Source organism: Nocardia sp. NPDC052254 (genome assembly GCF_040679495.1).
Lineage (GTDB): Bacteria > Actinomycetota > Actinomycetes > Mycobacteriales > Mycobacteriaceae > Nocardia.
This window is the reverse complement of sequence record NZ_JBFAUW010000001.1, coordinates 1,043,692-1,057,928: the sequence shown is the minus strand read 5'-3', so window position 1 is coordinate 1,057,928 and position 14,237 is coordinate 1,043,692. Positions and strand designations below refer to the sequence as shown.

The window sequence follows — 14,237 nt, the reverse complement described above, 5'->3', positions numbered from 1 at the left end:
CCTCGCGACCGGGGCGACCGGACGCTGGGCTGGGCCTCAATATAACCGACGGGGGTGACCTCGTTCGAGTCCATTGAACTAGAACTTGTTGCAAATTAGAACAAGTTCTATATCCTCGTCGCATGAAGGTCGCAGTGACCGGCGCAGCCGGCTTCCTTGGCACGAATCTGCTCCATCAGCTGGTGGAGCGCGGTCACGAGGTGACCGCGATCGACCGGGTTCGGCCCACCGGCGCCACGGACCCCGCCGTGACCTGGGTCAACGGTGACGTCCTGGATCCCGAGTCGATGCGCTCGGCACTGGCGGGCGCCGAGGTGGTCTACCACCTGGTCGCCGTGATCACCCTCGCGCAGCGCAATGATCTGGCCTGGCGGGTCAACACGCAGGGTGTGCGGGTCGTCGCCGAGGCCGCACTCGCGGTGGGTGCGCGGCGCATGGTGCACGCGAGCTCGATCCACGCTTTCAACCAGTACAGCTGCGGCGGGCGGATCGACGAGAACGCGCCCCGGTCGATCGATGCGTCGCTGCCGGTCTACGACCGCTCCAAATTCCAGGGCGAGGTCGAACTGCGGGCCGTGATCGACCAGGGGCTGGACGCGGTGATCTGCAACCCGACCGGTGTCTACGGTCCGGTCGACCACTCCGATTCCCGGATCAACACCACGCTGTGGGATGCCGCTCGCGGCCGGGTTCCGGTGATGATCGGCGGCGGTTTCGATCTGGTCGATGTGCGTGATGTGGCGACCGGCCTGATTCTGGCCGGGGAGAACGGTCGTACCGGCGAGAACTACCTGTTGTCGGGCGCGATGGTGACGATGCTCGAGGTCACCCGGCTGGCGGCCGAGGTCAACGGCAAGCGCGGGCCGCGGTTCGCGATTCCGGCCAAGGTCATCTCGGGGGCGCTGCCCGTGCTGGAGCCGGTCGGGAAGATGTTCGGCAGTGACCGCGTCTCGCGCGCGGCGATGGGCGCGCTGCTGTCCGCGCCGGAGATCGACGGGACCAAGGCGCGTACCGAGCTCGGCTATCGGCCGCGCCCCACCGAGGAGACCGTTCGCGATCTGGTCGCGTTTTACAAGGGTGAGCCGGTCGGCTCGGTCTTCGCCGGGATGGCCTGAGGCGGTTCCGGCCGCGGACGACTCGGGCGAGGTGCGTCCGGCCGCCGGTTCTTGACATCGTATCGAACAAGTGTTCGACTGAGTTCGTGCGATGGCAGAACCAGGATCCGGCGGCCGAGGACGGCGCGCTCCCGGGGATGGAACGCGCCGGGTTCGTCCGCAGTGTGCAAACTCCCGAATTCGAGGGAGTGACCTTTCACGAAGTGCTCTGCAAGAGTGCGCTGAACAAGGTGTCCCAGCGTTCGGCGGTGCCGTTCGAGTGGACGATCAATCCGATGCGCGGCTGTTCACATGCCTGCCGCTATTGCTTCGCCCGCCCCACCCACGAATATCTCGAGCTGGATGCGGGCCACGATTTCGACACCCAGATCGTGGTCAAGACCAATGTGGCGGCGGTGCTGCGCCAAGAGCTGCGGCGGCGTTCCTGGCGCGGTGATCCGGTGGCGCTGGGCACCAACACCGACCCCTATCAGCGGGCCGAGGGCCGTTACCGGCTCATGCCCGGCATCATCGCCGCCCTGACCGAATCGGGCACTCCGTTCTCGATCCTCACCAAGGGCACCCTGCTGCGCCGCGATCTGCCTCTTCTCGTGCAGTCGGCGCGGGCCGTCCCGGTGAGTCTGGCCGTCTCGGTGGCCACGATCGACGACGAATTACATCGCGCGATCGAGCCCGGGACACCGGGCCCGCGTGCCCGGCTCGAACTGGTCCGGGCACTGGCCGAGGCGGGGTTCGCGGTCAATGTCATGGTGGCGCCGGTCATCCCATATCTGACCGATGATTCCGCCCATCTGGAGGCCCTGTTCGGCGCCATCGCCGCGGCCGGTGGCGTCCGGGCCACGGTCCTGCCCATGCATCTGCGCGGCAGTACCCGGGGGTGGTTCCTGCAGTGGCTGGCCGAACATCACCCGGCGCTGCTGCGGCGATATCGGCAGTTGTACGGTCGTGGGGCGTACGTCACACCGGAGTACTCTGCGTGGTTACGGGAGCGGGTCGAACCGCTGCTGGCCCGATACCGCCTCGACCGGCACCGGGACGGATCCGAGCGGGGGCGCGCCGCGAGACCGGTCGTTCACTCGCAGACAGCTCGGCCCGAACCACAATTGGCATTGTTCGGTTGATCGACCCGCCGGGTACCGGCGGACTTCCAGGGCCTCCGGGCCCGGCCGCTCGCGGCCGAATCCCGTTGTACCGCATACTCGCCGGGTTCTTCGTTCCACGGATTCTCCGGCGGGTCGCGGAGTAACTTGGCGTGTGGTAGCTCATCCCTACGAGGAAGTGATGCAGGCGCATGGTGTCGAACCAGGGCGTTGACGGCCCCACCGGCAGCGAAAAACTGGAGAAGGTCGTTATCCGATTCGCCGGTGACTCCGGCGACGGTATGCAGCTGACCGGCGATCGTTTCACCCACGAGGCGGCCGCATTCGGCAACGACCTCGCCACTCAGCCGAATTTTCCGGCCGAGATACGGGCACCCCAGGGCACGCTCCCCGGGGTGTCGTCGTTCCAGATCCAGATCGCCGACTACGACATCCTCACCGCGGGCGATCAGCCCGATGTTCTGGTGGCCATGAATCCGGCCGCCCTGAAGGCGAATCTCGAGGATCTCGCCCGGGGCGCCACGGTCATCGTCAACACCGATGAATTCACCAAGCGCGCGCTCGCGAAGGTCGGCTACGCCGGCGACCCGCTCGCCGACGACAGCCTCGGTGATTTCGTGGTGCATCGGGTGCCGATGACATCGCTGACACTGGCGGCCACCGAACCGGCCGGAGTCGGCAAGAAGGACGGGCAGCGGGCGAAGAACATGTTCGCCCTCGGGCTCCTGTCGTGGATGTACGGGCGCCCGATCGGCGGTACCGAGATATTCATGCGCGAAAAGTTCGCGGCCACCCCGGAAATCGGTGAGGCGAACGTGCTGGCATTCCGGGCCGGCTGGAACTACGGCGAGACCACCGAATCCTTCGCCACCACATATGAAGTCGCACCCGCGGCACTGCCGCCGGGCACCTATCGTCAGATCACCGGCAACACCGCGCTCGCCTACGGGGTGGTCGCCGCCGGGCAGCTGTCGGGGCTGTCGGTGTTCCTCGGGACGTACCCGATCACGCCGGCCTCCGACATCCTGCACGAACTCAGCAAGCACAAGAATTTCGATGTCACCACCTTCCAGGCCGAGGACGAGATCGCGGGAATCGGTGCGGCACTGGGCGCTTCGATCGGCGGCGCGCTGGGGGTCACGAGCACATCCGGTCCCGGGCTGGCGCTCAAGAGCGAGACCATCGGGCTGGCGGTCATGACGGAGCTGCCGCTGCTGATCATCGATGTGCAGCGCGGTGGGCCCTCGACCGGGCTGCCCACCAAGACCGAACAGGCCGATCTGCTGCAGGCGCTGTACGGCCGCAATGGTGAGTCGCCGGTCCCGGTCCTCGCACCCCGCTCGCCCGCGGACTGTTTCGCGGTCGCCGTCGAGGCGGCCCGAATCGCGCTCACCTACCGCACCCCGGTGCTGCTGCTGTCCGACGGTGCGATCGCCAACGGTTCCGAGCCGTGGTCGATTCCGCAGGTATCGGACCTGGCGCCCATCGACCCGGCCTTCGAGCCCGGTGCCGACGAAGCGGCGGGCACGTTCCAGCCCTACGCCCGCGATCCGGAGACACTGGCCCGCCCGCTGGCCCGGCCGGGAACGCGCGGTCTGGCCCACCGCATCGGCGGCCTGGAGAAGGCCGACGGCAGCGGCAACATCTCCTACGATCCGGCCAATCACGAACTGATGGTGCGCCTGCGCCAGGCCAAGATCGACGGCATCGCGGTGCCCGACCTCGAGGTCGACGATCCCAGCGGTGATGCCGAATTGCTGCTGATCGGCTGGGGCAGTTCCTACGGTCCGATCGGCGAGGCCTGCCGGCGGGCCCGGCGCCGGGGTGTTCCGGTGGCCCAGGCCCATCTGCGCAATCTCAATCCGCTGCCCGCCGACACCGGTGATGTGCTGCGCCGCTACCGGTGCGTGGTGGCCCCGGAGATGAACGGCGGCCAGCTGGCCATGCTGCTGCGCGCGAAGTACCTGGTCGACGTGCGGCCGTGGACCAAGGTCGCCGGTACGGCGTTCTCGGCGCAGGAACTGGTCGGCGTGATCGACGCGGCGCTCGACGGTTCCATCGACGAACTCGAACAGAACAAGGCCTTCGACGCCCGCGCACGGGCGACCTACCGCACCACAGGGGGATACCGATGACCATCGTCGAAACCTCGCTCGTCGGAGCCGATCTCGGTCTCACCGGAGTGTCGGGCGTACCCGGCGCCGAAGGTCCGCAGAAGGCGAAGGACTTCACCTCCGACCAGGAGGTGCGCTGGTGCCCGGGATGCGGCGACTACGTCATCTTGGCGACCGTGCGCGGATTCCTCGCCGAACTCGGATTGCGTCGCGAAAACCTGATGTTCGTCTCCGGGATCGGATGCTCGAGCCGGTTCCCGTACTACCTGGACGCCTATGGCATCCACTCCATCCACGGCCGCGCACCCGCCATCGCCACCGGCCTGGCGGTGACCCGGCCGGATCTGTCGGTCTGGGTGGTCACCGGTGACGGCGACGCGCTCTCCATCGGGGGCAACCACCTCATCCACGCGCTGCGCCGCAATGTGAACATGACGATCCTGCTGTTCAACAACCGGATCTACGGCCTGACCAAGGGGCAATATTCGCCGACCTCCGAATCGGGCAAGGTCACCAAGTCCACTCCGGCGGGCTCGGTCGACCATCCGTTCAACACACTGTCGGTGGCACTCGGCGCCGAGGCGAGTTTCGCCGCCCGCGCGCTGGATTCCGATCGGGCCGGGCTCACCGAGGTGCTCCGCGCGGCGGCCGAGCATCGCGGAACCTCATTCGTGGAGATCCTGCAGGACTGCCCGATCTTCAACGACGGCTCGTTCGACGCCCTGCGTCGCGACAATGCGCAATCCCATCTGATCCCGCTGCGCCACGGTGAACCGATCCGCTTCGGCGCCGACGCGGAATTCGCGGTGGTGCGCAACGGGTTCGGACTGGAGGTCGTGGCCGCCGCCGAGGTAGCAGAGGCCGATATCGTGGTGCACGATGCCCACTGCGAACAATCCGAATACGCGTACGCGTTGTCGCGGCTGACATCTCAGGATCTGTCCCACGTCCCGGTCGGAGTCTTCCGCGATGTCGCCCGCCCCACCTACGACGACGGGGTACGGGCGCAGACCGAGGCCGCACGCGAGCGGAAACCGGTCGCGTCCCGATCACTGCAGGAGTTGCTGAACGGCAAGGAGACCTGGACCGTCGGCTGAACGCTCGACGGTCCGGTCACCGGGTCAGCGGTCGGCCTTGAATGCCTTGGTCAGCTTCTGGTCGAGTTCGGTGAAGCGTTTGCGGTCGGCCTTCTGTGCGTCGGTGAGACCATCGGAGCCGCCGGGGGAGTACACCACCAGATGGACGTCCTGATCGGGGGTGTCGCCGAGGAAGTCCAGCAGTGTGGATCCGCCACCACCGTCCTTCGGCATCCCCAGATCGGCCTCGCCGAGCTTCTTCGCTTCCGCCGCAACGGAATGCACGACATCGAGCGATACGTGCCCGTTCTGCTGTTTCGGCGCCTTCCCCGCGTCCCGCTTGGGATCGGCGGCGTCCGGACTGTGCACCGCGTGCCCGTCGGAATACACGAGCAGGGTCGGTACCGGTGTGACACCGGCCTGCTCACCACCGGGAATCGTGGTCAGCGCCACCGACAGCGCCGCGGGCTCATCGGCCACGGCGGTCACCGCGCCGCCGAAGGCCGTCACCGCGCACGCGAGCGCCACGATCCCGCCGCGCACACCCCGCACACGCCGACTCCCGCCGGATCGCATCATCTCGTTCACTCCAGTCCTCCGTCCACGTTGCACAGCGTCCGCCGATCATTGTGGTGTGTTCGAGTTCTCGCGGATACCTCGCCCCGCGGCCGCCGCCACGGGCGCTTCATTTCCGAGTCGGGCCGCCGCACGACCGACCATGCGGGGGTCTTCCGGCGGGGACGGAAGCCGGCTGGTCAGCGCAGTGCGGGCGGATTGTTGAGATCCGCGGCATTGAAGGTGGCACACGCTTCGACCTGCCCGGTGTGGTACCCGGCGAGGAACCACTTCTGCCGTTCGCTCGACGATCCGTGCGTCCAGCCTTCCGGATTCACCCGTCCGGTCGAGGCCTTCTGGATCCGGTCGTCACCGACTGCTTGCGCCGCCGACAGCGCATCGCGAATGTCGTTGTCGCTCAACGGCTTGACAAAAGGGGCGCCGCCATCGGGAGCGGGTTGCTTGTCGGCGTAGTAGGCCCACACTCCGGCATAGCAGTCGGCCTGGAGTTCCAGGCGGACCGAACCGGATTCCGGTCCTTTCGGATCCCGCTGCGCGCGTCCGGAATCGCCGAGGAGGTTCTGGATGTGATGGCCGACTTCATGCGCGACAACGTATTCCTGAGCCAGCGGCCCGCCACTGGCGCCGAATTTGTCCACCAACTCCTGGAAGAATCCGGTGTCGAAGTATGCCGTCCGGTCGGCCGGGCAGTAGAACGGGCCGACGGCGCTGGTCGCACTGCCGCAGCCGGTGGAGATCGAACCGGCGAACAGCTTCACCTGCGGCTTCTTGTAGGCCCTGCCGGTGTGCTTCGCAAGCTGCGCGGTCCAGACAGCGTTCAGGCTCTGGTAGGTGGCGATCACCCGGCACTGCGGCAGTTTCGGATTGTTGGCGTCGGCACCGGACTTGCACATCGAGTAGTCGACGGTTCCGCCGGACTGGCTCGTTCCACCGTTGGTGAGATTGTTGAGTATCTTCCCGGCCTCGCCGCTCCCGCCGAACACCAGAGCGAGGACGAGAAGGATCAGGCCGCCTCCGCCGCCGAGGATCATCTTGGGGCCCATGCCGCCGCCCGAGGAGACGCCGTCGGTGTCGAGTTCCATACCTTCGTTGAAGGTCATCGCGCTGTTCTCCTGTGCATTCGATCGGCATTGCCCGGGTTGTGGGCGCCGGAACAACCGGTACAGCTTGACACGAGTCCCGGTCGGTCGCGCACATGGAATGCGGTCGTGTCAGGGGCGGACGGGCGGAAACGGCCGGTGTCGAGTCGATGACTCGACACCGGCCGCGATCCACAACAGCGGGAAAGCGCTACACCGGCCGGTCCGGCTCCGCCGAGCGGTCGTCGTAGACGCTCCTGGTGGCGAAGCGCGCCATCAACGGCGACGATACGAGCCGGCCGAGGCTCTGCCGGTAGGCGTAGGTGAAGTAGGCGCCGGTGAGCACGAGCCCGACCGTCGACCATGCCGCGGCCGCGTGCCCCGCGACCGAGGCGTAGAAGGAACCGTGGTCCATCGACAACAGATGGTCCGCCGGTGGCGGCGGCGGATTCTGCGGGCACTCGGGCGGATATTGCTGCCCCTCGATGTGCACCCGGCACGGATCGATCGGAATATCCGGATTGAAAGTCATTGTCCCTCCCCATTTTTCGACAGCGAATGTCGTATACCGCCTCACAGTAGCAGGCAGGTCACGCAATCGGTGGGCGGTCGTGCGGGCGGTGCCCGATCCATGGATGTGGTCCGGCTGCCGGGCCGAGTGCGAGAGCGGCCCGGACCTCCGCGAGCGCCTCCGGTGCGGATATCGGTTTCCGTCCGTCCGGCCCGCCTCACTACCATGGGGGCCGCACCAGGTCGTTCCGTACCCGGTGCCACGTGTCGTCGAAAGGATTCCCGTGCTGCGCACCCACTTGGCTGGTTCGCTGCGAAGCGAGCACGCCGGTCTGACCGTCACCCTCACCGGCTGGGTGGCCCGGCGGCGAGACCACGGTGGCGTGATCTTCATCGATCTGCGCGATGCGTCGGGGGTCGCGCAGGTCGTCTTCCGTGAGGGCGTGCCGGCCGAACAGGCGCACAAGCTGCGCGCGGAGTACTGCGTGCGGGTCACCGGTGTGGTCGAGGCCCGTCCGGAGGGCAGTGAGAACCCGAACCTGCCGTCCGGCGCGATCGAGGTGAACGTCAGCGAACTCGAGGTGCTGAACGAGGCCGCGCCGCTGCCGTTCCAGCTCGACGAGACCCCCGGCGAGGAAGCGCGCCTGAAGTACCGCTACCTCGATCTGCGCCGGGAAGGGCCCGCACACGCCATCCGGCTGCGCTCGAAGGTCAATGCCGCGGCGCGCGAGGTCCTCGACCAGCATGCGTTCGTCGAGGTCGAGACGCCGACCATGACCCGGTCCACACCGGAGGGCGCGCGTGACTTCCTGGTGCCCGCCCGGCTGCAGCCCGGCAAGTTCTACGCACTGCCACAGAGCCCGCAGCTGTTCAAACAGCTGCTGATGGTGTCGGGTGTGGAGCGTTACTACCAGATCGCGCGCTGCTACCGCGACGAGGACTTCCGCGCCGACCGCCAGCCCGAATTCACCCAGCTCGACATCGAGATGAGCTTCGTGACCCAGGAGGATGTGATCCTGCTGGCCGAGGACATCCTGGTGGCGCTGTGGAAGCTGATCGGTCACGAGATCGCGACGCCGATCCCGCACATGACCTACGCCGAGTCGATGCGCCGCTACGGCAGCGACAAGCCGGACCTGCGATTCGGTGTCGAGATCACCGAGTGCGCCGAGTACTTCTCCGACACTCCGTTCCGGGTCTTCCAGGCGCCGTACGTCGGTGCGGTGGTCATGCCGGGCGGTGCGAGCCAGCCGCGGCGTCAGCTCGACGCCTGGCAGGAGTGGGCCAAGCAGCGCGGTGCCAAGGGACTCGCGTACATCCTGGTCAACGAGGACGGAACCCTCGGCGGCCCGGTCGCCAAGAACCTGTCCGAGGCCGAGCGCGAGGGGCTGGCCGCCCACGTGGGCGCCGTACCCGGCGACTGCATCTTCTTCGGCGCCGGCGAGCAGAAATCGAGCCGGGCACTGCTGGGTGCCGCGCGTGGCGAGATCGCGCGCAAGTGCGATCTGATCGAGGAGGGCTCCTGGGCGTTCGTGTGGATCGTGGACGCGCCCATGTTCGAGCCCGCGGCCGAGGCGACCGCCAGTGGTGATGTGGCCCTGGGGCATTCGGCGTGGACCGCGGTGCATCACGCCTTCACCTCACCCAAGCCGGACTCCCTGGACACCTTCGACACCGATCCGGGATCGGCGCTGGCCTACGCCTACGACATCGTCTGCAACGGCAACGAGATCGGCGGCGGCAGCATTCGTATCCATCGCCGCGACGTGCAGGAGCGGGTGTTCCAGGTGATGGGCATCAGCCACGACGAGGCGCAGGAGAAGTTCGGATTCCTGTTGGACGCCTTCGCCTTCGGCGCTCCGCCGCACGGCGGTATCGCCTTCGGCTGGGACCGCATCACCGCCCTGCTGGCCGGTGTGGAGTCGATCCGGGAGGTCATCGCGTTCCCGAAGTCCGGTGGCGGTGTGGATCCGCTCACCGACGCGCCTGCCGCGATCACGCCGCAGCAGCGCAAGGAAGCGGGCCTGGACGTGGTGCTCGACGAGAACGGCAAGCCCGTTCCGGCACGCGCCTGAAATACGCTCGTGGCGAAGGCCGCCCGCTAGTCTGCAGATCGTCCGGTGCCGCCCGGCGCCGGACGATCGCCGACGACAGGGGATCGGGTGCTGCACCTGCGGGTGGTCTGCCCAGCCGAATCGACCGACGCCGCGGTCACCGCACTGCGCTCCGATCCCGGGGCGACACTGATCACCGTGCAACGCGGTGCCTCGGTGGAACCGCCCGGTGATCTGGTTCAGGCCGATATCGCGCGCGAATCGGCCAACGGCATCCTCGCGGGGTTACGCGGTCTCGGGATTCCCGAATACGGCGGGGTGATGCTGTCGCCGGTGGAGACGGCGCTGTCGGTTCCGGCCGAACGAGCGGTCGAGGCGGCACCGGGTGATCCATCCGATGCCGTGGTCTGGGAGGAACTGCTCGCTCAGACCCACGAGGAATCGACCCTGAATCCGACCTTCCTGGCGTTCATCACCATCGCGTGCCTGCTCGCCGTGGTCGGTGTGGCGACGGATTCGCCGGTGACCATCGTCGGTGCGATGGTGGTCGGGCCGGAGTTCGGGCCCCTGGCAGCGATCGCGGTTGCGGTGGTGCGCAGGAACTTTCGCCTGGCACGCCGCTCGATCCTGGCCCTGCTGATCGGATTCCCCGTGGCGATGGGCATCGCCACGCTCGCCTCACTGGTGTGGGAACGGGCCGGCTGGATCACCGTCGACACCATCCATTCGGTTCACAATGTGGATTTCATCTACGAGGTCGGGCCGTTCTCACTGGTGGTGGCGTTGCTGGCTGGGGCGGCCGGCATGCTGTCGCTGATCACGGCGAAATCGGCGGCACTGGTGGGTGTGTTCATCTCGGTGACGACGATTCCGGCGGCGGGTTTCGCGGCGGTGGCCGCGACGGTCGGGGAATGGCACAAGGCCTTCATGTCGATCGGTCAGCTGGGTGTGAACATGATCGGCATCGTCGTCGCGGGCATCATCGTGCTGAATCTGCGCCCCCGGCACGATCGCGTTCTGCGACCGCGCCGGGGATCGGGTTCGAATCCGCTGGCGCGCTGGTGGTTCGGCGACCCGGAGTGAAGGCCTTGCGCCCGGCGCTCGATCAGGCGATGAGCCCGCCGGTGAGTACGCGGTAGGAGTACGTCACGGCGATGGCGGACAGGGGGCCGGCGATCAACAGGCCGATTCCGCACAGCGCGGTGGCGACCAGCGTCATCGCGGCGACGGTCAGCGCGAGCAGCAGTGTCGGCACGAAATTCGACACCACCAGTTGCGCACTGGATTTGATGGCGGTGAACGGATCCAGATCCTGATCGATCACGAAGTGCAGCGAGAACATGCACAGGTAGCCGACGATGATCGCCGGCAGTACGCACAGCGCCGCGCCGATGCAGGCCGCCACGAACACCAGCAGCGCGGTGAGTATCACGTTGCCGGCGTTGGCGAAGGTGAAGAAGGACTGGAAATCCGGTGGGGTGCCGTCGGTTTCGTACAGTGCGCCACGAATCATCGCCGCCTGCAGCAACCACACCACCAGCGCGGCGAGCAGGCCGATCAGCAGGACGGGCAGCAGCGAGTTCACATGGGTGACGTTCACCACCACGGTCACCGCGAGATAGGCGACGAAACCCACCAGCGTGATCGCGATCCACGGAATGAGGTTGGCGCGGAAGCGATCCCACGCGAAGCCGAGGGCCCGGCCCACCTCGAGGCCCGGTGCGCCGGCATAGGCCGCGGCCGCGTCGTAGCCGGGACCGGGGCCATTCTGTGGCGGCAGTCCGCCATTATGCGCATTCCAGTTGTCCTGAGGTGGTGGATACGCGCCTTGCGGCGGATACCCGCCTTGTTGTGGCGGGTACGGTCCCTGCTGGGGTGGCGGATACGCGCCTTGCGGTGGCGGTGGATTCACCCCCGGTGGCGGGGGATATGTGCCCTGCGGTGGCGGGTACGCGCCGGGCGGCACACTGCCGGGCGGACCGTAGCTCGGGCCCGGGACCTGCGGCGATCCGTGCGGACCTGCGGCTGGAGTGACCGGTGGAACACCACCGGCCGGTGGAACGGGAGGCGGCGGCGCCGTACCGGGCGTACCGGGTGCGGCACCGGACCGGCTCGCCGGGCGCCGTTCACCGCCTTCGCCGGTGTCGCCGGGGCCGGACTGCGGGGAGTCGGTCATCGTCGGACCTTTCGAATCACCTGGGTTCTGGTGCGGCACACAGCAGTTGAGCTTTCGACACAACCGGACGGTGCCAGGCGTGTCAAGCGGCCGGCCACGGTACACGCGATGCCGGGGCCGGGCAGGGACCTGCCGACGACGAGCGTAGTGAGGATCTCGTGCGTGTCGTGGCCGCATCGCCCGGACACGCCGGGCGACGCGCGAAAGGTTGCCGAACCGCTCGCTGAAAGTGACCTGGAGCGAGTAACTTGGTTTGCGATGACCGCACTATTGGCCGAACGCGCCGCCGAAGTCGTGTCCGCGGCACAACAGTTGCTCACAAAGCGAATGGGTGCTGCGGTAAAGCTGAGCGATCCGATCGAACTCAGCGGTAGTGGCAGGACGACGGTACTTCGCGTACGCGTAGCGGAGAATTCCTTCTCGCTTCCTCGCACATTGATTGTCAAGCAGGTTCGCGGCGCCGCCGAGGAGCGGCGCATCGGCGGCTTGGCGCCGGGTGTGGCGAGTATCGACTCGGCATTCCTTCGCGAGGCCGTGTCCTACCAATTCACCACCGCGCTGAGCAGTGAGCATCGCCCGGGGGCGTACCTGCTCGCGCACAGTCTGCCGGATCGCCTGCTCATCCTCAGTGACCTCGGTGAGAACATGTCGCTGACCTCCGTCCTGCAAACGGGTGCCGAACCCGCCACACGGAACGCGCAGATGGCGTTCGCGCAGGCGCTGGGGCGCATGCACGCGGCCACGGTCGGCCGGGAGGCCGATTTCGTGGCACTGCTGCGCCGGGTGGACGTCGGCCGCCGGGTCGACGGGATCGCCCAGCAGGCCGAGGCGGCGATCGGTGAGGTGCCCGGCATGCTGGCGCGTGAGGTCGGTATCGAGGTGCCGGGCGAGATCGCCGAACGGATCGTGCGCGGGAACCGTCTGTTCGCCGCGGGCCGGTTCCGCGCGTTCAGCCCGTCGGATCTGTGTCCCGACAATGTGATCCTCAACGACGAGGGCGCTCGTTTCCTCGACTACGAGTGGGGCGGCTTCCGCGACGCCACCCTCGATATCGCCTATGCGCTGGTGTCGTTCCCCGGCTGCCTGTGCGATTTCGAGCTGTCGCGTGAGCGGGCGCAGCAGATGGTCGAGGCCTGGCGTTCGGAGGTCGTGGGCGTATGGCCCGCCCTCGCCGACGACGACGTGCTCGCCGAGCGCATCCTCGAGGCCAGGCTCATCTGGGTGTGGCTGACCACGTATTGGTTCCTGCCGGCCGATCACAGCCGCATCGCCGCCGCGCGCGAACACGGCTTGTCGGTTCCGCGGTCGGCGGCGCTGATCAACCGGTGGGCCGCGCTCGCCGAGGACGCCCGCTGCACCGGCGACGACACGCTCGGTGATTTCGCCGAGCATGTCTCCGCGACCCTCGAGGAGCTCTGGGAGGGCTAGCCGGTCAGCGTGCCGGGCGGTTACCGACGATCGAGGCGCGTTCCATGACGCGGGCCTGCGGCCAGTAGTCGCTGGCGGCGTAGTGCTGGACCGCGCGGTTGTCCCAGAAGGCGACGGTGTCGGGCTCCCAGTGCAGCCGGACCTGATGCTCGGGGTAGTCGGCCTGCCGGCACAGCCGGTCCAGCAGATCATGGCTGTCCGCGGGGTCCAGGCCGTCGATGCGGTCGACGAAGATCCTGTTGACGTACAGGTGCCGGCGCCCGGTGGCCTCGTGCGTGCAGACCACCGGATGGCTCACCGCCGGATGCTGGGCGCGCATCGCCTCCTGTGCCTCGGGTGACTGCCCGCGGCCGAACGCACGGGTGTAGTCGTGGGTGGCGGTGAGATCGTCGATGCGCGTGCGGGTTTCGGCATCCAGCGCCTCGTAGGCGGCGTACATGTCGGAGAACAGGGTGTCGCCGCCGAATTCCGGCACCGCGATCGCGTGCAGGATCGCGCCCATCGACGGCTGCGGCCGCCAGGTCACGTCGTGATGCCAGATGTTCTCCACGCCCGCGACCGTGGGGGTCTTCTCGAATCGGACGAGTTCGGGCTGCTCGGTATTGGAGGGGATGAACGGATGTACCTCGAGGGTGCCGAAGCGGGCGGCGAAGGTGACGTGCTGTGCGGCGGTCAGGGGCTGATCGCGGAAGAAGATCACCTTGTACTCGTGCAGCGCCCGGCGCAGTTCGGCGACCACCTCGCCGGGCTGGTCGGCGGTCAGGTCGACGCCGTCGATCTCGGCGCCGAGGGTGACACCGGCCCGGCGGACATCGAAATGTTGCCAGGTCAGGGCCGCCAGTCTGTCGCGCTCGGCGACCAGGTGCGTGAACGGGCCCGCGATCAGGGGATATCCCGGAAGTTGGAATGAACTCACGGCGTAGGGCGTGGATTGTGCGGTTCCGTCGGTGATGGTGTTCGGCACGGTGTCTCCTCGATCGGGCTCCGGGTGTAGTCGATTGACTACAGT

Annotated in this window: 12 protein-coding genes; 7 read left to right on the top strand and 5 right to left on the bottom strand. The window is 67.6% G+C overall.

Annotated elements, in window-relative coordinates; translation table 11 throughout:
* The first annotated feature begins 122 nt into the window (after positions 1-122).
* From AB0L57_RS04730 to AB0L57_RS04715, 4 genes are all read left to right on the top strand, one after another.
* The gene (locus AB0L57_RS04730; RefSeq protein ID WP_364957079.1) at positions 123-1,115 is read left to right on the top strand and encodes an NAD-dependent epimerase/dehydratase family protein; all 993 of its coding nucleotides are present in this window, start codon (positions 123-125) and stop codon (positions 1,113-1,115) included.
* A gap of 86 nt (positions 1,116-1,201) precedes the next feature.
* On the top strand, positions 1,202-2,236 hold the full coding sequence (locus AB0L57_RS04725) for an Rv2578c family radical SAM protein (RefSeq protein ID WP_364957075.1): 1,035 nt from the start codon (positions 1,202-1,204) through the stop codon (positions 2,234-2,236).
* 170 nt (positions 2,237-2,406) lie between these two features.
* A complete protein-coding gene (locus AB0L57_RS04720) occupies positions 2,407-4,350 on the top strand; it encodes a 2-oxoacid:acceptor oxidoreductase subunit alpha (protein ID WP_364957072.1) in 1,944 nt (647 codons plus the stop codon).
* Entirely contained in the window at positions 4,347-5,426 is a 1,080-nt protein-coding gene (locus AB0L57_RS04715; protein ID WP_364957069.1) for a 2-oxoacid:ferredoxin oxidoreductase subunit beta, read from the top strand. The genes AB0L57_RS04720 and AB0L57_RS04715 overlap by 4 nt, the downstream gene beginning before the upstream one ends.
* A 24-nt stretch (positions 5,427-5,450) precedes the next feature.
* On the opposite strand, the gene AB0L57_RS04710 is transcribed toward AB0L57_RS04715, so the two are convergent.
* The 3 genes from AB0L57_RS04710 to AB0L57_RS04700 all read right to left on the bottom strand — a co-directional run bounded on the left by AB0L57_RS04710 (position 5,451) and on the right by AB0L57_RS04700 (position 7,592).
* Positions 5,451-5,993 carry a hypothetical protein gene (locus AB0L57_RS04710; RefSeq protein WP_364957066.1) on the bottom strand — a complete coding sequence of 181 codons (543 nt, stop codon included), beginning with the start codon at positions 5,991-5,993 and terminating at the stop codon, positions 5,451-5,453.
* 167 nt (positions 5,994-6,160) lie between these two features.
* On the bottom strand, positions 6,161-7,081 hold the full coding sequence (locus AB0L57_RS04705) for a neutral zinc metallopeptidase (protein ID WP_364957063.1): 921 nt from the start codon (positions 7,079-7,081) through the stop codon (positions 6,161-6,163).
* A gap of 190 nt (positions 7,082-7,271) precedes the next feature.
* Positions 7,272-7,592: a hypothetical protein gene (locus tag AB0L57_RS04700; protein WP_364957060.1), complete on the bottom strand. Its 321-nt coding sequence runs from the start codon at positions 7,590-7,592 to the stop codon at positions 7,272-7,274.
* A gap of 262 nt (positions 7,593-7,854) precedes the next feature.
* On the opposite strand from AB0L57_RS04700, the gene aspS reads away from it, so the two are divergent.
* Positions 7,855-9,645, top strand: a complete 1,791-nt coding sequence (aspS, locus tag AB0L57_RS04695) for an aspartate--tRNA ligase (RefSeq protein WP_364957057.1) — start codon at positions 7,855-7,857, stop codon at positions 9,643-9,645.
* Between the two features lie 87 nt (positions 9,646-9,732).
* Complete coding sequence (locus AB0L57_RS04690) at positions 9,733-10,707, top strand: DUF389 domain-containing protein (protein ID WP_364957055.1); 975 nt, start codon at positions 9,733-9,735, stop codon at positions 10,705-10,707.
* A gap of 22 nt (positions 10,708-10,729) precedes the next feature.
* On the opposite strand, the gene AB0L57_RS04685 is transcribed toward AB0L57_RS04690, so the two are convergent.
* Positions 10,730-11,800: a hypothetical protein gene (locus AB0L57_RS04685; RefSeq protein ID WP_364957052.1), complete on the bottom strand. Its 1,071-nt coding sequence runs from the start codon at positions 11,798-11,800 to the stop codon at positions 10,730-10,732.
* A gap of 258 nt (positions 11,801-12,058) precedes the next feature.
* Between AB0L57_RS04685 and AB0L57_RS04680 the strand changes: the two genes are divergently transcribed.
* Positions 12,059-13,228: a kinase gene (locus AB0L57_RS04680; protein ID WP_364957050.1), complete on the top strand. Its 1,170-nt coding sequence runs from the start codon at positions 12,059-12,061 to the stop codon at positions 13,226-13,228.
* Between the two features lie 4 nt (positions 13,229-13,232).
* Here the strand turns inward: AB0L57_RS04680 and AB0L57_RS04675 are convergent, their stop codons facing one another.
* On the bottom strand, positions 13,233-14,192 hold the full coding sequence (locus AB0L57_RS04675) for a TauD/TfdA family dioxygenase (RefSeq protein WP_364957047.1): 960 nt from the start codon (positions 14,190-14,192) through the stop codon (positions 13,233-13,235).
* Between the last annotated feature and the right edge of the window lie 45 nt (positions 14,193-14,237).